At 72.3% G+C, this 19,266-nt stretch carries 17 protein-coding genes and 1 riboswitch; of the genes, 12 read left to right on the plus strand and 5 right to left on the minus strand.

All coding sequences use genetic code 11. From position 1 onward, the window contains the following. The first annotated feature begins 42 nt into the window (after window positions 1-42). Complete coding sequence (locus ACGRHY_RS16925) at window positions 43-1,389, plus strand: formimidoylglutamate deiminase (RefSeq protein ID WP_394638089.1); 1,347 nt, start codon at window positions 43-45, stop codon at window positions 1,387-1,389. Beyond that, the gene (gene hutI / locus ACGRHY_RS16930) at window positions 1,389-2,600 is read left to right on the plus strand and encodes an imidazolonepropionase (RefSeq protein ID WP_394636168.1); all 1,212 of its coding nucleotides are present in this window, start codon (window positions 1,389-1,391) and stop codon (window positions 2,598-2,600) included. Before ACGRHY_RS16925 ends, hutI begins: the two co-directional genes overlap by 1 nt. A 168-nt stretch (window positions 2,601-2,768) precedes the next feature. Here hutI and ACGRHY_RS16935 read toward each other — a convergent pair whose 3' ends face one another. Further along, the gene (locus ACGRHY_RS16935) at window positions 2,769-3,683 is read right to left on the minus strand and encodes an RNA polymerase sigma factor SigF (protein ID WP_394636169.1); all 915 of its coding nucleotides are present in this window, start codon (window positions 3,681-3,683) and stop codon (window positions 2,769-2,771) included. A 256-nt stretch (window positions 3,684-3,939) separates the two neighbouring features. Here ACGRHY_RS16935 and ACGRHY_RS16940 point away from each other — a divergent pair, with 256 nt between their 5' ends. Next, a complete protein-coding gene (locus tag ACGRHY_RS16940) occupies window positions 3,940-4,323 on the plus strand; it encodes an STAS domain-containing protein (protein WP_394636170.1) in 384 nt (127 codons plus the stop codon). A gap of 243 nt (window positions 4,324-4,566) precedes the next feature. Beyond that, window positions 4,567-5,082 carry an ATP-binding protein gene (locus tag ACGRHY_RS16945; protein ID WP_394636171.1) on the plus strand — a complete coding sequence of 172 codons (516 nt, stop codon included), beginning with the start codon at window positions 4,567-4,569 and terminating at the stop codon, window positions 5,080-5,082. 237 nt (window positions 5,083-5,319) lie between these two features. Here ACGRHY_RS16945 and ACGRHY_RS16950 read toward each other — a convergent pair whose 3' ends face one another. After that, window positions 5,320-6,819, minus strand: coding sequence for a peptide MFS transporter (locus ACGRHY_RS16950; protein ID WP_394636172.1), 1,500 nt, complete (start codon window positions 6,817-6,819; stop codon window positions 5,320-5,322). Between the two features lie 409 nt (window positions 6,820-7,228). Here ACGRHY_RS16950 and ACGRHY_RS16955 point away from each other — a divergent pair, with 409 nt between their 5' ends. Then, window positions 7,229-7,906, plus strand: a complete 678-nt coding sequence (locus ACGRHY_RS16955) for a response regulator transcription factor (protein WP_394636173.1) — start codon at window positions 7,229-7,231, stop codon at window positions 7,904-7,906. 108 nt (window positions 7,907-8,014) lie between these two features. Continuing rightward, window positions 8,015-9,355: an ATP-binding protein gene (locus ACGRHY_RS16960; RefSeq protein WP_394636174.1), complete on the plus strand. Its 1,341-nt coding sequence runs from the start codon at window positions 8,015-8,017 to the stop codon at window positions 9,353-9,355. Here ACGRHY_RS16960 and ACGRHY_RS16965 read toward each other — a convergent pair. Continuing rightward, a complete protein-coding gene (locus ACGRHY_RS16965; protein WP_394636175.1) occupies window positions 9,281-9,823 on the minus strand; it encodes a GtrA family protein in 543 nt (180 codons plus the stop codon). The two genes, ACGRHY_RS16960 and ACGRHY_RS16965, sit on opposite strands and share 75 nt — an antisense overlap. A gap of 132 nt (window positions 9,824-9,955) precedes the next feature. On the opposite strand from ACGRHY_RS16965, the gene ACGRHY_RS16970 reads away from it, so the two are divergent. From ACGRHY_RS16970 to ACGRHY_RS16990, 5 genes are all read left to right on the plus strand, one after another. Beyond that, a complete protein-coding gene (locus tag ACGRHY_RS16970; RefSeq protein WP_394636176.1) occupies window positions 9,956-11,125 on the plus strand; it encodes a 5-(carboxyamino)imidazole ribonucleotide synthase in 1,170 nt (389 codons plus the stop codon). Then, window positions 11,122-11,667 carry a 5-(carboxyamino)imidazole ribonucleotide mutase gene (gene purE, locus ACGRHY_RS16975; RefSeq protein WP_394636177.1) on the plus strand — a complete coding sequence of 182 codons (546 nt, stop codon included), beginning with the start codon at window positions 11,122-11,124 and terminating at the stop codon, window positions 11,665-11,667. The genes ACGRHY_RS16970 and purE overlap by 4 nt, the downstream gene beginning before the upstream one ends. 1 nt (window position 11,668) lies before the next feature. Further along, window positions 11,669-12,865, plus strand: a complete 1,197-nt coding sequence (locus ACGRHY_RS16980) for a dipeptidase (protein ID WP_394636178.1) — start codon at window positions 11,669-11,671, stop codon at window positions 12,863-12,865. A gap of 284 nt (window positions 12,866-13,149) precedes the next feature. After that, a riboswitch (cyclic di-AMP (ydaO/yuaA leader) is annotated at window positions 13,150-13,360 on the plus strand. Window positions 13,361-13,364: 4 nt separating this feature from the next. Further along, entirely contained in the window at window positions 13,365-14,684 is a 1,320-nt protein-coding gene (locus ACGRHY_RS16985) for a transglycosylase family protein (protein WP_394636179.1), read from the plus strand. A 286-nt stretch (window positions 14,685-14,970) separates the two neighbouring features. Further along, window positions 14,971-15,150: a CGNR zinc finger domain-containing protein gene (locus ACGRHY_RS16990; RefSeq protein ID WP_394638090.1), complete on the plus strand. Its 180-nt coding sequence runs from the start codon at window positions 14,971-14,973 to the stop codon at window positions 15,148-15,150. 43 nt (window positions 15,151-15,193) lie between these two features. Here ACGRHY_RS16990 and ACGRHY_RS16995 read toward each other — a convergent pair whose 3' ends face one another. After that, on the minus strand, window positions 15,194-16,534 hold the full coding sequence (locus ACGRHY_RS16995) for a UDP-glucose dehydrogenase family protein (protein WP_394636180.1): 1,341 nt from the start codon (window positions 16,532-16,534) through the stop codon (window positions 15,194-15,196). Window positions 16,535-16,745: 211 nt separating this feature from the next. Between ACGRHY_RS16995 and ACGRHY_RS17000 the strand changes: the two genes are divergently transcribed. Further along, window positions 16,746-17,924 carry an acyl-CoA dehydrogenase gene (locus tag ACGRHY_RS17000; protein WP_394636181.1) on the plus strand — a complete coding sequence of 393 codons (1,179 nt, stop codon included), beginning with the start codon at window positions 16,746-16,748 and terminating at the stop codon, window positions 17,922-17,924. A 113-nt stretch (window positions 17,925-18,037) separates the two neighbouring features. Here ACGRHY_RS17000 and ACGRHY_RS17005 read toward each other — a convergent pair whose 3' ends face one another. Continuing rightward, entirely contained in the window at window positions 18,038-19,237 is a 1,200-nt protein-coding gene (locus tag ACGRHY_RS17005) for an LCP family protein (RefSeq protein ID WP_394636182.1), read from the minus strand. Window positions 19,238-19,266 lie beyond the last annotated feature (29 nt).

Consider the following 19,266-nt stretch of genomic DNA (forward strand, 5'->3'; position numbering starts at 1 on the left):
GCCCCCGACCCCCCGGCTCCCGGTTCACCGCCCCCCGAGGCCGTGTACTGGGCCGAGTACGCCTGGATCGGCGGCACCGTCGAGCCCGGCACGGTGATCGAGACGGCCGGCGGCCGGATCACCGCCGTACGCACCGGTGCGCCCACCCCGCCGCCCGGCGCCGAGCCACTGCGCGGCCTGACCGTCCCCGGCCTGGCCAACGCGCACTCCCACGCCTTCCACCGTGCCCTGCGCGGCACCGCGCAGATCGGCTCCGGCACGTTCTGGACATGGCGGCGGGTGATGTACTCCGTCGCCGACCGCCTCACCCCCGAGAGCTACTTCGACCTGGCCCGGGCCGTGTACGCCGAGATGGCGCTGGCCGGCATCACGGCCGTCGGCGAGTTCCACTACCTGCACCACGACCCCGGCGGCACCCCCTACGAGGATCCCAACGCGATGGGGCACGCCCTGATGGCGGCGGCCGCCGAGGCCGGCATCCGCATCACCCTCCTCGACACCTGCTACCTGGCCTCCGGTCTCCTCTCCACCCACCGCGGCGGCGCCCTGGACCGCCACCAGCTCCGCTTCGGTGACGGCAGCGCCGCCGCCTGGGCCGAGCGGGCCGCCGCCCTGCGGCCGCCGGGCGCCCACGCCCGCGTGGGCGCCGCGATCCACTCGGTGCGCGCCGTGCCCGCCGCCGAACTGGCCGCAGTGGCCGACTGGGCCCGGGAGCGGGACGCGCCCCTGCACGTCCACCTCTCCGAGCAGCCCGCCGAGAACGACGCCTGCCTGACCGTCCACGGCCGCACCCCCACCCGGCTGCTGGCCGACCACGGCGTGCTCGGCCCCCGCACCACCGCCGTCCACGCCACCCACCTCACCGACGCCGACATCGCCCTCCTGGGAGACTCCGGCACCCGGGTGTGCGTGTGCCCCACCACCGAACGCGACCTCGCCGACGGCATCGGCCCGGCCGCCGCGCTGATGCGGGCGGGCTCGCCGCTGTGCCTGGGCAGCGACAGCCATGCCGTGATCGACCTGCTGGAGGAGGCCCGCGCGATGGAACTGGACGAGCGGCTGCGCACCCGCGCCCGCGGCCACTGGACGGCCTCGCAACTGCTGCGCGCCACCACCGAGTTCGGCCAGGCGGCCATCGGCTGGCCGGAGGCGGGACGGCTGGAGGCGGGCCGGCTCGCCGACTTCGCCACCGTCGCCCTGGACACCGTGCGCACCGCCGGGCCGCCGCCCCGGCTGGGGGCGGAGACGGCCGTGTTCGCCGCCACCGCGGCCGACGTACGCCACACGGTCGTCGGTGGCCGCCATGTGGTGCGCGACGGGGTACACCAGAGCGTGCCGGACGTCCCCGCGGCCCTGGCGGAAGCCATCCAGCAAGGAGCAGCCCGCTGATGAGCACCCCGACCACTCCCCTCGACACCACCGCCAGCACCCTCGTCACCCGCATCGCCACCCTGGTCACCAACGACCACCACTCCTCCGGGGCCGCGGAGGACACCCCCCTCGGCCTGATCCGGGACGCGGCCGTCGTCATCGAGGGCGACCGCATCGCCTGGGTCGGTACGGAAAGTGAAGCACCCGCGACCGACAGTCGCGTCGACGCGGGCGGGCGGGCGATGATCCCCGGCTTCGTCGACTCCCACTCCCACCTGCTCTTCGGCGGTGACCGCACCGAGGAGTTCGGTGCGCGCATGTCCGGCCGCCCCTACTCCGCGGGCGGCATCCGCACCACCGTCGAGGCCACCCGGGGGACCACCGACGAGCAGCTCGCCGCGAACCTGGCCCGCCACGTCCGCGAGGCGCTGCGGCAGGGCACCACCACCCTGGAGACCAAGTCCGGCTACGGCCTCACCACCGAGGACGAGACGCGCGCCCTGCGCATCGCCGACGACCACGTGGACGAGGTCACCTACCTCGGCGCCCATGTGGTGCCCCCGGAGTACGCCGGCGACCCGGACGGCTACGTGGACCTCGTCACCGGCCCCATGCTGGCCGCCTGCGCCCGCTACGCCCGCTGGGTGGACGTCTTCTGCGAGCGGGGCGCCTTCGACGGCGACCAGGCCCGCGCCGTCCTCACCGCCGGAATCGCCCGCGGCCTGGTCCCGCGCGTGCACGCGGGCCAGCTCGGGCCCGGGCCCGGTGTGCGGCTCGCCGTGGAGCTGGACGCGGCCTCCGCCGACCACTGCACCCACCTCACCGACGCCGACGTGGACGCCCTCGCCGGCAGCCGCACCGTCGCCACGCTGCTGCCCGGCTGCGAGTTCTCCACCCGCTCGCCCTACCCCGACGCCCGCCGCCTGCTGGACGCCGGCGTCACCGTCGCGCTGTCCACCGACTGCAATCCGGGCTCCTCGTACACCAGCTCCATGCCCTTCTGCGTCGCGGTCGCCGTCCGCGAGATGGGCATGACGCCCGACGAGGCGGTCTGGTCCGCCACCGCGGGCGGCGCCGCGGCCCTGCGCCGCATCGACATCGGCCGGATCACCCCCGGCGCCCGTGCCGATCTGGTGCTCCTGGACGCGCCCTCGCACGTCCACCTGGCCTACCGGCCCGGCGTACCGCTGGCCGCGGCGGTCTGGCAGCGCGGTACGCGCGTGCTGTGAGCGGGCGGCCCGCGCAGCCGTACGGGCCCGTCACGCCGACGGGCCCGTACGGGGTGCGATTCCCGTACGGGCCCGAAGGTCAAGGGCGGGTCAAAAAATCGAAAGAGTGATTCCCGTAGGCCATAGGGGTGATGGAACGGGGCACCCGTCCGCTCGGACGGGAGTGGGTCACTCCTCGACCAGCAGCCCCTTGCGGAGCCTGCCCAGCGTCCGCGAGAGGAGACGGGAGACGTGCATCTGGGAGATGCCCAGCTCCTCGCCGATCTCGGACTGGGTCATGTTCGCCACGAAGCGGAGGGAGAGGATTCTGCGATCACGCGGCGAGAGTTCGGCGATCAGCGGCTTGAGGGACTCCACGTACTCGATTCCCTCCAGCCCGTGGTCCTCGTAGCCGATGCGGTCGGCGAGCGCGCCCTCGGTCTCGTCCTCGTCGGGCTGGGCGTCGAGGGAGCTGGCGGTGTACGCGTTGCTCGCGGCCATGCCCTCGACCACCTCCTCCCGGCTCAGACCCAGACGGTCGGCCAGTTCGCCGACGGTCGGGGCGCGGTCGAGTCGCTGGGCCAGTTCGTCTCCGGCCTTGGCCAGGTCCAGGCGGAGTTCCTGGAGGCGCCTGGGCACGCGTACGGACCAGGAGGTGTCGCGGAAGAAGCGCTTGATCTCGCCCACGATCGTCGGCATGGCGAAGGTCGGGAACTCGACCCCGCGGCCGATCTCGAACCGGTCGATCGCCTTGATCAGGCCGATGGTGCCGACCTGGACGATGTCCTCCATGGGCTCGCTGCGGGAACGGAACCGGGCGGCGGCGAACTTAACCAGCGCGAGGTTCAGCTCGACCAGGGTGTTGCGGACGTACGCGTGTTCGTGCGTGCCCTCCCGCAACGTCTCCAGACGCTCGAAGAGGGTCTTGGACAGGGCTCGCGCGTCCAGCGGCCCCACCTCGTCGTACGGCGGGACCTCGGGCAGGCCGAGCAGGCCGGACAGGCTTTCCGCCTGCTCCGGGCCGACCTCCGGGAACCCGCTCCCGAACCGTTCGGGCGGGACGACCGACGACGTGACGGGCGATCCGTCGAGCCGGGGTGACATGGTGCCTCCATCGTTCTCGGCATATGGCTGCCGAAGCCGTTCCTGCGCTACGGGGTGCGGCGCCTCCGAGCCGACGTGTTTTAGTGGTCCCTCCTACGCCTACCTGCTCCCGAGGGAGGATGGCAAGTGCTGGTTGCCCGAATATGCCCTGATGTGCTGGTTGTGCGGCTACCGGTTGCGGCTGTGAGGGCGTAGGGTTCGAACGTCCATCTCCGGACGGCAGTGATCGGTTACTGGGAATGTTGAAGGGGTGTACATGGACCGCGGGGTGCCCGGCAGCACCAGCCACCGGGGTCGACTGACGGTCGACGTACAGCGCCACGGCGCGAGCCTGGTGGTGACGCCTGACGGCGAGCTCGACCACCACACCGCCGATCTGCTGCGAGAACCGCTGGAGCGCTCGCTGGAGGACGGCGACAGGCTGCTCGTCGTGGACTGCTCGAAGCTGGAGTTCTGCGACTCCACCGGACTCAACGTCCTCCTGGGCGCCAGGCTGAAGGCCGAGGCGGCCGGAGGCGGCATCCACCTGGCCGGAATGCGGCCGGTCGTCGCGAGGGTGTTCGAGATCACAGGTGCCGACGGCGTGTTCACCCTGCACGAGAGCCTGGCGGACGCGCTGCAGGAGACCGCGCAGTCCTGACGGCACGGTCCCGGCCGCGCGGTCCCGGCGGAGCGGTTCCGGCTCGTACGGGCGCGGGTGTCGCGCGGGCCGCCCGCGTGCCGGCCCGTGATCAGAGTGTTACGTCCGAGCACGATTCCGTCCCGACGGATGGGTGTTCTCCCGCCCGCGCAGGGCAGGAGACTCCCTGGAATCCCTCCGAAACAGTTGTTCGCAGACCAGGCGAAGACCGATGAACTGGTCAACCGGTGAGGTGAAGCACTGATGAGCACCACCCGGCCGCAACCGGCGGGCGACCGCGGCCCGGAGCCGGAGGGCACCGCCGCGACCGCAGCCGCACCGGTCGGTCAGGTGCGCGAGATGCGCCAGGTAAGAAGGCTGCGGCTCATGGGGGCGAGCGGTGCCGTCCCCCGTGCTCGTGACTTCACCCGTCAGGCGCTTCACGACTGGGGTTGGCTGCCCGCGGCCGGCCCCGAGCAGCGTGCCGCCGCCGAAGACGCCCTGCTCGTGGTCTCCGAGCTGGTGACGAACGCCTGCCTGCACGCCGACGGGCCCGAAGAGGTGCGCATAGGCTGCGGCCCCAAACTCCTGAGGATCGAGGTGGCCGACCGCGGCGCCGGCCTCCCCTCGCCCCGTACCCCGCACCGCCCGGGTCGGCCCGGCGGGCACGGCATGTTCATCGTCCAGCGGCTCTGCCTGGACTGGGGCGTGGTACGCCATCCGGACGGTACGGCCGGGAAGACGGTCTGGGCCGAACTGGCCGGGCCGGACGAGGACTGAGAGTCGGGCCCGCCCCTCCAGCCGCCCCCGCCGGAAGTACGATCCCCACCGCCGGGTCCCGCTCGGGACTCGGCGCACTCGTGTCCGGGCACGCGCGGAGGGCGGGCTCCGAGTGCGCAGGCGGTTTCACGGAGGGGCGGGTGCTGGCGGAGGCCGTCTACCGGTCGGTCGAGCCGGCCCGCGCGCAGCCGGCGGGCCGGGCAGAGGTCCCAGGGGTCCCGGGAGGCCCCGGGAGTGCTACTTCACACCGGCCATCAGGGCCCGGATCCGCTTCCCGGCCGTCATGAAGGCGAGGCCCGCGGCCACGGCGACCACGCCCCACATGGTGTAGTACGCCGCGTCGCCCATCGGCTCGTTGAGCCGGGTGGCCCAGCCGTTGAGGGCGTTGCCGGTGGCGGTGGCGAGGAACCACAGACCCATGATCTGGCCGACGAACTGCTTCGGGGCCAGCTTCGTCGACAGCGACAGGCCCACCGGGGACAGGCACAGCTCGCCGAGGGTCTGCAGCAGGTACACGCTCAGCAGCCAGAAGACGGTGACCTTGCCCGTCCCGCTGTTCGCCGCGGCGGCGCCCGCCAGGCCCATCAGGCCGAAGGAACCGCCGATGAGCAGCATCGCCAGGGCGAACTTCACCGGGGCGCCGGGCTCGCGGTCGCGCTTGGCCAGCCACACCCACAGGGTCGCGAAGAGCGGCGCCAGGACGATGATCATGACCGGGTTGACCGACTGGAACCAGGAGGCCGGGAACTCCCAGCCGCCGATCGTGCGGTCGGTGTCGTTGTTCGCGAAGACCGTCAGCAGCGAACCGGACTGGTCGTAGATCATCCAGAACAGCACGGCGGTGACGAAGAACCACACGAACGCCTTGACGCGCGGGCGGTCCTGTTCGGTCAGCCCCGGGTTCCGGTACATCGAGGCGAAGTACAGGACGGGGACGACGACGCCGAGGACGGCCAGGAAGTTGACGATGTGCTCGATGTCGTACGTGCCCAGTGCCAGGTCCGCCAGCAGCGCCGCGGCGGCCAGACCGGTCCACAGCGCGACCTTGCGCAGCACCGCGCGCTTCTCCTCCGGTGTGGCCGGGGTGCCGGGGCGGCGGCCCACGTCGCCCAGGTAGCGGCCGCCCAGGACGTACTGGACCACGGCCAGCGTCATGCCGACGCCGGCGACGGCGAAGCCCAGGTGCCAGTCGACGTTCTCGCCGAGGTAGCCGACCACCAGCGGCGCGAACATGGCGCCGATGTTGATCGACATGTAGAAGATCGTGAAGCCGGCGTCGCGGCGGGCGCTGGACTGGCCCTCGTAGAGGCCGCCGACCATCGCGGAGATGTTCGGCTTGAGCAGGCCGGTACCGACCGCGATCAGGCCGAGCCCGGCGAAGAACGCCACATCGGACGGGATCGCCAGTGTGTAGTGGCCCAGTGCGATGACGATGCCGCCGACCAGGACCGCCTTGCGGGCGCCCCACAGGCGGTCGGCGACCCAGCCGCCGGGCATGGCGGCCATGTAGACGACGGCGTTGTAGACGCCGTAGATCGCCGCGGCGAGGGCCTCACGGCCCGCGAGGGGGCCTTCGAGCACGCCCGCGATCAGGTAGAGGACGAGGATGGCGCGCATTCCGTACCAGGAGAAGCGCTCCCACATCTCCGTCATGAAGAGTGTGGCCAGACCGCGGGGGTGGCCGAGGAAGGTCTTGCCGGTGCCGCCGACGGAGTCCTTCGTCAGGCTGGACGCCATGGTGGTGGTTCCTTGCTCGGTCGGGACGCGCGCGATGTGGTGCGCACGCGCCCGGGACGGGTGGTCGGCCCGGCTCCGCGCCCCCGTCCGCGCGTGCCTGTTCCCGGCCGACAGTTCCTGAGGCGCCGCCGCGCGCCCGGTATCCGATGGATCCCCGGACGGACCGGCTGCCGGGACGGCCCCCGCGTACGGGTGCGTACAGGGGGCTCCTCGGCGGCGGGTTCCGGCGCGTCACCGCGCCGGGGGCCGCCGGTTCCGGACGGCGCCTCGGCCAGAGTACGACACCGTCTCCCGCGCACCCGGGCGGCGGGCGGCGCATGTCACACGTCCCGCCGGGAACCGGGGCGGGCACCGCCCCGGTTCCCGGCGGCCCCGCCGGGGCCGCCGCGGTGAGGTCTACCATCAGGCCATGACCCGAGTACTGCTCGCCGAGGATGACGCCTCCATCTCGGAGCCGCTGGCCCGAGCCCTGCGCCGCGAAGGGTACGAGGTCGAGGTACGCGAGGACGGTCCCAGCGCGCTCGACGCCGGCCAGCACGGCGACATCGACCTGGTCGTGCTCGACCTCGGTCTGCCCGGTATGGACGGACTGGAGGTCTGCCGCCGGCTGCGCAACGAGGGGCACACCTTCCCCGTCCTGGTGCTGACCGCGCGCGCCGACGAGGTGGACACCGTCGTCGGCCTGGACGCGGGCGCCGACGACTACGTCACCAAGCCGTTCCGGCTGGCCGAGCTGCTCGCCCGGGTGCGGGCCCTGCTGCGGCGGGGCGCCGTCGAGCCCGTGCAGCCCGCAGCCACCCACGGTGTGCGCATCGACGTCGAGTCGCACCGGGCGTGGATGGGAGACGAGGAGCTGCAGCTCACGGCGAAGGAGTTCGACCTGCTGCGGGTGCTGTTGCGCGACGCCGGCCGCGTCGTCACCCGCGACCAGCTGATGCGCGAGGTCTGGGACACCACCTGGTGGTCGTCGACGAAGACCCTCGACATGCACATCTCCTGGCTGCGCAAGAAGCTCGGCGACGACGCGGCCAACCCCCGCTACATCGCCACGGTCCGCGGCGTCGGCTTCCGCTTCGAGAAGGACTGACGGCCGCCCGGCCCCCGCGCGGGCCCGGGCGGACCCACCGAAGACACCGCGAAGACCGCCGCGGGACCGCGGCAGGACCGACGAAGACTCCGAAGGGCCGGCCCCGCCATGCGCAGACGTCTGATCAACTCCACGCTGGCCGTGGTCCTCGTGGTGATCGCGGTCTTCGGGGTCTCCCTGGTGATCGTCGAGACCCGCACCATCGAGGAGAGCGCCCGCGAGAGCGTCCGCTCCGACGCCGCACGGCTGGTCTCGGTCGTCGAGAGCCGCCTGGTCGCCGAGGAGAGCGTGACCGCCGCCTCCATGCGTTCCCAGGTCCCCCACGACCGCCACGTCCGCATCGAGCTGCCCGGGCAGCCCCCCATCGAACTGGGCGAGCGCCCCGGCGAGGGCGCCATCGAGGGGCGCGCGACCGAGCCGGGCGGCGTCACCGTCACCGTCCGGCAGGACGACGACCGGGTCCGTGAGGAGGTGGGCCGCACCCTGCTGATCATCCTGGCGGTGGCGCTGCTGGCGGTGATAGCGGCGGTGCTCCTGGCGGTGCAGCAGGCCCGCCGTGTCGCGGCCCCCCTCACCGACCTCGCCGAGACCGCCGAGCGCCTCGGCTCCGGCGACCCCCGCCCGCGTCACCGGCGCTACGGTGTGCCCGAGCTGGACCGGGTGGCGGACGTGCTGGACGCCAGCGCCGAGCGGATCGCCCGGATGCTCACCGCCGAGCGGCGGCTGGCCGCGGACGCCTCCCACCAGCTCCGCACCCCCCTGACCGCGCTGTCCATGCGGCTGGAGGAGATCGTCACGGCGGCCGACGCCATCGAGACCGCCGACACCAAGGGCACCACCGGCACCACCGGCACCACCGACAACACCGGCACCACCTGCGCCGACAGGGCGGCCGCCTCCACCATCCGGGAGGAGGCACTGGTCGGCCTCGCCCAGGTGGAGCGGCTGACCGACGTGGTGCAGCGGCTGCTGACCAACTCGCGCGACCCCCGCTCGGGCTCCGCGGTGGGCTTCGACCTGGACGAGGTGGTCAAGCAGCAGATCGAGGAGTGGCGCCCGGCGTACCGCAAGGCGGGCCGGGCCGTCGTCCGCTCCGGCCGCCAGGGCCTGCGGGCGGTGGGCACGCCGGGGGCGGTGGCCCAGGTGCTGGCCACGCTCATCGAGAACGCCCTGATGCACGGCGGCGGCGCGGTCGCCCTGCGTACCCGGATCGCCGGGAACCAGGTGGTGGTCGAGGTGACGGACGAGGGGCCGGGAGTCGACCCGGAACTGGGGGCACGGGTGTTCGAGCGCACGGTCAGCGGACGCAACTCCACGGGCCTGGGGCTGGCCGTCGCCCGCGACCTGGCGGAGGCCGACGGGGGACGCCTGGAGCTACTTCAGCAGCGCCCGCCGGTCTTCGCGCTCTTCCTCAGCCGTGAGGCCGACGAGCCGCCGGCGGGGGATTGACGCCGTACGCCCCTCGCGGCCGCCGGAGGCCCGCCGCTCACCGCGGAAGACCCAGGTGCGGTACGCCCAGAAGCGGAAGACCGTGGCGACGCCGAGGCCGACGACGTTCTTGGCGATGTTGTCGGCCAGCGGCGAGGTCAGGCCCAGCCCGTAGTGCGAGACGGCCAGCGCGCCGTTCTCGATCACCAGGCCGATGCCGCTGAACAGGGTGAACAGGCCGGCCTCACGGTGCATCCGGCTCTTGTCGGTGTGCCGGTAGGTCCAGTAGCGGTTGCCCAGGTAGTTGGTCCCGATGGCGACCGCGGTCGCCATCACCCCCGAGCGCACCGGCGCCAGGCCCAGGCTGTGGATGCAGAGGTTGAAGACGGCCACGTTGACGAGGAAGCCGAGGGCCCCCACCGTGCCGAACCTGGCCAGCTCGCGCCGTAGCCGCAGCAGCCTGGAGCGCAGTGCGTGCCGTTCACCCATAGTGATCCACTCGCCCCGTTTCCTCGGCTCTCGCGCGGCCCCGCGGGGCCCGCCGTCGCGTCCTGTTCCGCCATGCTAGTCACGGCCCCGTACCGCGCCGGGTACCCGTCGTCCGGCCGATAGGCTACGGACGTGACATTTCCTGTGATCGGCATGGTCGGAGGCGGACAGCTCGCGCGGATGACGCACGAGGCGGGCATCCCCCTCGGCGTCAGGTTCAAGCTGCTCAGCGACACTCCGCAGGACTCCGCGGCCCAGGTGGTCCGCGACGTCGTCGTCGGCGACCACCGCGATCTGGACACCCTGCGCGACTTCGCCCGCGGCTGCGACGTGATCACGTTCGACCACGAGCACGTGCCCACCGAGCATCTGCGCGCCCTGGAGGCGGAGGGCATCCCGGTACGGCCCGGGCCCGACGCTCTGGTGCACGCGCAGGACAAGGGCGTGATGCGGGCACGGCTGAGCGAGATCGGCGTCCCCTGCCCCCGGCACCGGATCGTCGCGGACCCGGCCGACGTCACGCGGTTCGCGAGGGAAGGAGCGGCGCGGGGAGGAGCGGCGGGGGAGGGGGACGGCCGGCCGGTCGTCCTCAAGACCGTCCGCGGCGGCTACGACGGCAAGGGCGTGTGGGTGGTCTCCTCCGAGGCCGAGGCCGCCGAGCCGTTCCGGGCGGGCGTGCCGGTGCTGGCCGAGGAGAAGGTGGACTACGTCCGTGAGCTGGCGGCCAACGTGGTGCGCTCCCCGCACGGCCAGGCCGTGGCCTATCCGGTGGTGGAGTCGATCCAGGTGGACGGCGTGTGCGACACGGTGATCGCCCCGGCGCCCGGCCTGTCGCCGGAGCTGTCCGCCCGCGCCCAGGAGATGGCGCTGACGATCGCGGGCGAGCTGGGCGTGATCGGGCACCTGGCGGTGGAGCTGTTCGAGACCCGCGACGGTTGTGTCCTGGTCAACGAGCTGGCCATGCGCCCCCACAACAGCGGCCACTGGACCCAGGACGGCGCGGTCACCTCCCAGTTCGCCAACCACCTGCGGGCCGTGCTCGACCTGCCGCTGGGCGACCCGCGCCCCCGCGCGGCGTGGACGGTGATGGCCAACGTGCTCGGCGGCGACTACCCCGACATGTACCAGGGCTATCTGCACTGCATGGCCCGCGATCCGCGGCTGAAGATCCACATGTACGGCAAGGACGTGAAGCCCGGCCGCAAGGTCGGCCACGTCAACACCTACGGCGACGACCTGGCGGACGTACGCGAGCGCGCCGCCCACGCCGCCGCCTATCTGCGAGGGACCATCACCGAATGAGCAACGCCCCCAGCCCCGCCCCCGCCGTGGGGATCGTCATGGGATCCGACTCGGACTGGCCCGTCATGGAGGCCGCGGCCGAGGCCCTGGACGAGTTCGAGATCCCCTACGAGGTCGACGTCGTCTCCGCCCACCGCATGCCGCACGAGATGATCGCCTACGGCGACGAGGCGGCCGGGCGCGGACTGAAGGCGGTCATCGCGGGTGCCGGGGGAGCGGCCCACCTGCCGGGCATGCTCGCCTCCGTCACCCCGCTGCCGGTGATCGGCGTCCCCGTGCCGCTGCGGCACCTGGACGGCATGGATTCCCTGCTGTCCATCGTCCAGATGCCCGCCGGGGTCCCGGTGGCCACGGTCTCGGTCGGCGGCGCGCGCAACGCGGGCCTGCTGGCGGTCCGCATCCTGGCGGCCCATGACGAGGAGCTGCGCGAGCGCATGGAGCGGTTCCAGGCTGAGCTGAAGGACCAGGCGCGGGAGAAGGGGAGGCGGCTGCGGAGCAAGGTCGCCGCGGGCGGCGCCGGCTTCGGCTTCGGGGGCAGGTGAGATGGGTCACTCCGCCGAGCTGCTGGCACGGGCCAGGGCGCTGCTGGAGGCCCATCCCGTCGCCGACGGCCACAACGACCTGCCGTGGGCGCTGCGCGAGCAGGTGGCGTACGACCTCGACCGGCGCGACATCGCCGGCGACCAGTCGGCCCATCTGCACACCGACATCCCGCGGCTGCGCGCGGGCGGGGTGGGCGCGCAGTTCTGGTCGGTCTACGTGCGCACCGACCTGACCGGCGACACCGCCGTCAGCGCCTGCCTGGAGCAGATCGACGTGGTGCGGCGGCTGGCCGACCGCCATCCGGCCGACCTCAGGCCCGCCCTCACCGCCGACGACATGGAGGCGGCCCGCGCCGAGGGCCGCATCGCCTCCCTGATGGGCGCCGAGGGCGGCCACTCCATCAACAACTCCCTGGCCACGCTGCGCGCCCTGTACCGGCTGGGCGTGCGCTACATGACGCTCACCCACAACGACACCATCGACTGGGCGGACTCGGCCACCGACGCCCCGCGCCACGACGGCCTGACCCGCTTCGGCGAGGAGGTCGTGCGGGAGATGAACCGGCTGGGGATGCTGGTGGACCTCTCCCATGTGGCGCCCGCCACCATGCGCGACGCCCTGCGCGTGACGACGGCGCCGGTGGTCTTCTCGCACTCCTCGGCCCGCGCGGTGTGCGACCACCCGCGCAACGTCCCCGACGACGTGCTGGAGCGGCTTCCGGTCAACGGCGGTGTGGCGATGGCCACATTCGTGCCGAAGTTCGTGCTGCCCGCCGCCGTCGCCTGGACCGAGGCCGCCGACGAGAACATGCGCGCCCACGGCCTTCACCCCCTGGACGGCACCGAGAGGGGCCTGGCGGTCCAGCGCGCCTACGAGGAGGCCAACCCGCGTCCGGTCGCCACGGCGGCGACGGTCGCCGACCATCTGGACCACATGCGCGAGGTCGCGGGCATCGACCACATCGGCATCGGCGGCGACTTCGACGGCACGGCCTTCACCCCGTCCGATCTGAGTGATGTGTCCGGATACCCGCATCTGGTGGCCGAGTTGCTGGACCGCCGCTGGTCCGAGGCCGACCTCGCCAAGCTCACCTGGGGGAACGCGGTGCGCGTGCTGCGTGACGCGGAGGCGGTCGCCCGCCACGAGCGGACCGGGCGCGGTCCGTCCATCGCCACCATCGGACAGCTCGACGGGTAGCTCCTTGACCTCCTCGTGATTCAACTCACGAGCCGGCCCTCCCCGGCGCGTCGCTCTGCGTGCCGGAGGAGGGCCTTCTGTGTCATCGGCCCTGGCAGGGGAGGAGAGTGACGCAGCGTCAGAGTCGGACTCCGCCACTCTTCGAGAGGTGAACGCAGCGGACGGTGACGATCGGACGATCATCAAAGCCTTCGAAACGGGCGTCCTGTGACCCATCGGCTTGTATCGGCGGAAACGATGTGTCTACCGTTCTGGCCGTGCCGTACGAATGTGCGGCGGCCCGCTGTCGAACGCCGAATCCTGTCAACGGCGGCGGGCTGGACCATCCACACCACCCGATGGCAGGAGCGGGGGACCCAAGGTAAGTCGCCGTCCCGGGTTCATACGGGACGGCTTGGGGTGAAGCCATGCCGCGGCACACGCCGCGGCGCACATGGCCGGGCAACTCCAGCCCGAACCCGACAGCTCACCTCGCAGGCGTAGGAGAAGGAGCACATCTATGTCCGCACGCGGACGTCACCGTCGTATGCGCAACAGCCGTCTCACCCGCCTGTCGCTGGCCATCTCCGTGGGCGGCGCCGGCATGGCCCTTCCCCTGGTGACCGCCGGCGGGGCCAACGCCGCCTCCGTCGAGACCTGGGACAAGGTCGCCCAGTGCGAGAGCACGGGCAACTGGTCCATCAACACCGGCAACGGCTTCTACGGCGGCCTGCAGTTCACGCAGAGCACCTGGGCTGCCTTCGGCGGCACCCAGTACGCGCCGCGTGCCGACCTCGCCACCAAGGACCAGCAGATCGCCGTCGCCGAGAAGGTGCTGGCGGGACAGGGCCCGGGCGCCTGGCCCGTGTGCTCGGTCAAGGCCGGTCTGACCAAGGGCGGTCCCGCCCCGGCCGTCTCCCCCGGCGGCCAGAGCAACCCGACCGAGCAGAAGGAGCAGGCTCCGGCGGCCGCTCCGAAGGCCGAGGCCGAGCCCGAGGCCGAGTCGAAGCAGCAGAAGAGCGAGCCCGAGGCCGCGCCGCAGCGCACGGACCGCGGTGAGCGCGCCCACAGCCACAGCCACAGCCACGACCACGGCGCGGGCAAGGGCACCTCCTACGAGGTCGTCGGCGGCGACACCCTCTTCAAGATCGCCGACGCCCAGGGTGTCCAGGGCGGCTGGGAGCGCATCTACGAGGACAACCGCCAGGCCATCGGCGACAACCCGAACCTGATCTTCCCGGGCCAGGAGCTCACCCTGGGTGGCGCCACCACCCAGCAGAAGGCCGCGGCCAAGCCCGAGGCCAAGGCCAAGCCCGAGGCCGAGGCCAAGCCCGAGGCCAAGGCCAAGCCCGAGGTCAAGCAGGCTCCGAAGGCCGAGAAGGCCGAGGCCGTGCAGCAGTCGGCCGAGCGCGCCGACCGCAGCGACCGCGGCGCGGTCACCGGCTACGCCGCCCCGGTGAACGCCGCCCCGTCCGGCTCCTACAAGGCCTCGGGTGCCCGTTGGTCCAACGGTCACACCGGTGAGGACTTCGCCGCCGCCTCCGGCACCCCGGTGAAGGCCGTCACCAACGGCACCGTGGTCTCCGCCGGCTGGGGCGGGGCCTACGGCAACCAGATCGTCATCCGCCACGAGGACGGCCGGTACAGCCAGTACGGCCACCTGTCCTCGCTGTCGGTCAGCGCCGGCCAGACGGTCAGCGCCGGCCAGCAGATCGGCGCCGTCGGTTCCACCGGCAACAGCACCGGTCCGCACCTGCACTTCGAGATCCGTACCGCCCCCGGCTACGGCTCGGACATCAACCCGCTGGCCTACCTGCGGGCCAACGGCGTCAGCATCTGAGGGGCCTGACCCTCACCGACCCGGTCACCAGGGTCCGGCCTCCGGGCCGGACCCGGGCCCGGAGCCGGCCATGAGGCGGGCGGGGCAGAGGTGTGCGAACACCTCTGCCCCGCCCGCCTCTTCTTCGTGCCCTCGCGGGCGGCCGCGTCCAACTCCCCGCGGGGACGCAGAAGTCGAGGTGGAGCCGCTGTGACCGCTCGGCGCTGGGCCACTGCGGCGGCACGTACCCGCGCGTCTCCCGGAAGGCGAACGTCCGGCCCTCGAGGGCGCCCGAGCCGAACGTCACATCCACCCGCCTGCCCTCGACCCCGGCCTTCCCGCCCGGCAGCCGTGCGAGGCGCACGACTGCCGCCTGGCGTACTGCGACAGGAGCCGGGCCGGCCGCAGACGCCGGTGCACCATGGCCGTCTGCGGCAGCGGGGCGAAGACGCGGACCCGCCGCGCACGGCGGTCCTCCGCGGAGTGAGCCGGCCGCCCGCGAGGGCACGCGGGGCCCACAAGGTGGGGCCCTACGCCGCCGGCCGGCCCAGCGCGCGGAAGGACCAGCCCGCCTTGCGCCACAGGGCCGGATCGAGGGTGTTGCGGCCGTCCAGGATGCGCTTGTGCGCCACGGCCTGGCCCAGCACCTCCGGGTCGAGTTCCCGGAACTCGCGCCACTCCGTCAGGTGCAGCACCACGTCCGCCCCGCGCACCGCGTCCGGCGCGCTTTCCGCGTAGCCGAGGGTGGGGAAGACCCGCCGGGCGTTCTCCATGCCCTTGGGGTCGTAGACCGTCACCTGCCCGCCCTGCAGATGGATCTGGCCGGCGACGTTCAGCGCCGGCGAGTCCCGTACGTCGTCGGAGTCCGGCTTGAAGGTCGCCCCCAGCACCGCCACGCGCTGCCCCAGGAACGCGCCGCCCACCGTCTCGCGGGCCAGCTCCACCATGTGGGAGCGGCGGCGCATGTTGATCGAGTCCACCTCACGCAGGAACGTCAGAGCCTGGTCGGCTCCCAGCTCGCCCGCCCGCGCCATGAACGCGCGGATGTCCTTGGGCAGGCAGCCGCCACCGAAGCCGATCCCGGCGCGCAGGAACTTCCGCCCGATCCGGTCGTCGTACCCGATGGCCTCCGCCAGCTTCACCACGTCGCCGCCGGCCGCCTCGCAGACCTCGGCCATGGCGTTGATGAACGAGATCTTGGTGGCCAGGAAGGAGTTCGCGGCGGTCTTCACCAGCTCCGCCGTCGGGAAGTCGGCGACGACGAACGGCGAGCCCTGGGCCACCGGCTTCGCGTACACCTCGCGCAGCAGCTCCTCCGCACGCGCCGAGCGCACCCCCACCACGATGCGGTCCGGGCGCAGGGTGTCCTCCACGGCGAAGCCCTCGCGCAGGAACTCCGGGTTCCACGCCAGCTCCGCCGCGTCGCCCGCAGGGGCCAGCTCCGCCAGCCGCCTCGCCAGCCGGTCCGCGCTGCCCACCGGCACCGTGGACTTGCCCACCACCAGCGCGGGCCGCGCCAGATGGGGGGCCAGGGAGTCCACCGCGCTGTCCACATAGGACATGTCGCACGCGTACTCGCCCTGCTTCTGGGGGGTGTTCACACAGACGAAGTGGACGTCCCCGAACGCGCCCACCTCCTCCCAGGAGGTGGTGAAGCGCAGCCGCCCGGTCGAGCCCGCCACCCCGGCGACATGGCGGCGCAGCAACCCCTCCAGCCCGGGCTCGTAGAACGGCACCCGCCCGGCGGAGAGTGCCTCGACCTTCTCCGGCACCACGTCCAGGCCCAGCACCTCGAAGCCCAGCTCGGCCATGGCCGCGGCGTGCGTCGCGCCGAGGTAGCCGGTGCCGATCACGGTGATTCTGAGGGCCATGGACTGCTCCTGGGATACGGGAGAGATGCTGCCCGCGAGCATATCCGGCCGCCGCCGGGGCGGGCGGGGGCAGTGCGGGGCAGTGCGGGGCGGTGCGGGACGGTGTGCGAGGCCGGTGTCGGCAAACTCATGTACCCGCGGCGACGGTGGACCACTAGAATTGTGTTACTTAACGGTAGTTAGCAGCAGCGCACCCAGGGAGTGAGACACCGTGGCGGGATCGACCGACTTCGACCTCTACCGTCCGTCGGAGGAGCACGACATGCTCCGTGAATCGGTGCGCTCGCTCGCCGAGGCGAAGATCGCGCCCTTCGCGGCCGACGTGGACGAGCAGGGCCGCTTCCCGCAGGAGGCCCTGGACGCGCTGGTCGCCAACGACCTGCACGCCGTCCACGTGCCCGAGTCCTGCGGCGGCGCGGGCGCCGACGCGCTCGCGACCGTCATCGTGATCGAGGAGGTCGCCCGCGTCTGCGCCTCGTCCTCCCTGATCCCGGCCGTCAACAAGCTCGGCTCCCTCCCGGTGATCCTGTCCGGTTCCGAGGAGCTGAAGAGCAAGTACCTCGCCCCGCTGGCCAAGGGCGACGCCATGTTCTCCTACTGCCTCTCCGAGCCGGAGGCCGGCTCGGACGCCGCGGGCATGAAGACCCGCGCCGTGCGTGACGGGGACACCTACGTCCTCAACGGGGTCAAGCGCTGGATCACCAACGCCGGCGTCAGCGAGTACTACACCGTGATGGCCGTCACCGACCCCGCCAAGCGCTCCAAGGGCATCTCGGCCTTCGTGGTGGAGAAGGGCGACGAGGGCGTCTCATTCGGAGCCCCGGAGAAGAAGCTCGGCATCAAGGGCTCCCCGACCCGCGAGGTCTACTTCGACAACGTCCGCATCCCCGCCGACCGCATGATCGGCGAGGAGGGCACCGGCTTCGCCACCGCGATGAAGACCCTGGACCACACCCGCATCACCATCGCGGCCCAGGCCCTGGGCATCGCCCAGGGCGCGCTGGACTACGCCAAGGGCTACGTCACCGAGCGCAAGCAGTTCGGCAAGCCGATCGGTGACTTCCAGGGCGTGCAGTTCATGCTCGCCGACATGGCGATGAAGCTGGAGGCCGCCCGCCAGCTCACCTACGCCGCCGCCGCCCGCTCCGAGCGCGTCGCCCTCGGCGCCGACGGCAAGGCCGAGGACCTGACCTTCTACGGCGCCGCCGCCAAGTGCTACGCCTCCGACGCCGCCATGGAGATCACCACGGACGCCGTCCAGCTGCTGGGCGGCTACGGCTACACCCGCGACTACCCGGTCGAGCGCATGATGCGCGACGCCAAGATCACGCAGATCTATGAAGGCACGAACCAGGTCCAGCGGATCGTCATGGCCCGCAACCTGCCGTGAGGCGCCGTTCCCGGGCGGGGCGCCCGGGAACGCGTGTGGACCCCCGGACCGGACGGTCCGGGGGTCCACACGTTCACATGGCCATGGCGTCGGTGTTCCCCGAGCCGGCGGGTTCAGTCGGCCCTGACCGTGACCTTCTCGCCGTTCTTCAGCTGCCCGACGAGCTGCTTGACCCTGGTCATGTCCCACTTGAGCGAGCCCTGCGGCGCGGAGCCCGCTATCGGCATGTTCATCGAGGTGCCCTCGCCGCCCGAGACGCCCTTCATGGCCCAGAACATCGAGGCGAGGTCGAACAGGCCCATGTCCTCGTCCACGATCAGGGTGTCCAGGCCGGCGCCCAGCGTCGGGTAGAGCCTGAAGGGGTTGATGATCGTGGAGGGGGTGGCGGCCTGGTTCGCCAGGGCGGAGAGGAACTTCTGCTGGTTCTTGGTGCGCTCCAGGTCGCTGCCGGCCTCGTAGCGGTTGCGGACGAAGGCCAGGGCCTGGGCCCCGTCGAGGGTCTGGCGGCCCTTCTTGAAGTCGGCGCCGGAGTTCTTGTCCTTGATGTCGCGGGGGATGTCCATCTCCACGCCGCCGAGGGCGTCCACGATGGAGGCGAAGCCGCCGAAGCCGATCTCCGCGTAGTGGTCTATGCGCAGACCGGTGTTGTACTCGACGGTGCGGACCAGCAGGGTGGCGCCGTCCATGGAGTAGGCGGCGTTGAGCTTGCGCGCGCCGGGGGAGGGGAAGGTCTTGCCGCTCTCGGAACCCTTGAACTCCGGGATGGTGACCCAGGAGTCACGCGGCAGGGAGACCATCGTGTTCCCCTCGGGGCCCACATGCAGGATGATCATGGAGTCGGTGCGCTTGCCCTCCGCCGAACCGGTGCGGAGTTCCTTCCGCTCCTCGTTCGACAGCCCTTCTCGGCTGTCGGAGCCGACTATGAGGTAGGTGGTGCCCTCGCCCTCCCCGGGCCGGTCCATGACCGTACTGAGGTCGACCTCCCGGCGCAGCTTGGAGTCGGCCCAGAAGTACGTGCCGACCGACCACACCAGCAGCACGGCGAGCAGCGTGACGAGCCCCACCTTGAATCTGCGGCCCCAGTCCGGCGCCGGTCTCGCGGCGCCGTAGCCGGGCCCGGCGGGCTCGCCCGGGCCGCCGCCCGCGTAACCGGAACCGGCGTAGACCTGGCCCGTGTTGTAGCCGGAGTCGTAGCTCGCCTGTCCGCCGTAACCGTAGCCGCCGCCGGGGTCGTTGCCGTGTCCGGTCGTCGGTACGGCGCGGTTGGGAACCGGGCGCGGGCCGACGCCGCCGCTGTTGGGCCAGTCAGTCATGGGAGGCAGTGTGCCCTCCCGGGCCGGGC

Source organism: Streptomyces shinuiensis (assembly GCF_043660855.1).
Lineage (GTDB): Bacteria > Actinomycetota > Actinomycetes > Streptomycetales > Streptomycetaceae > Streptomyces.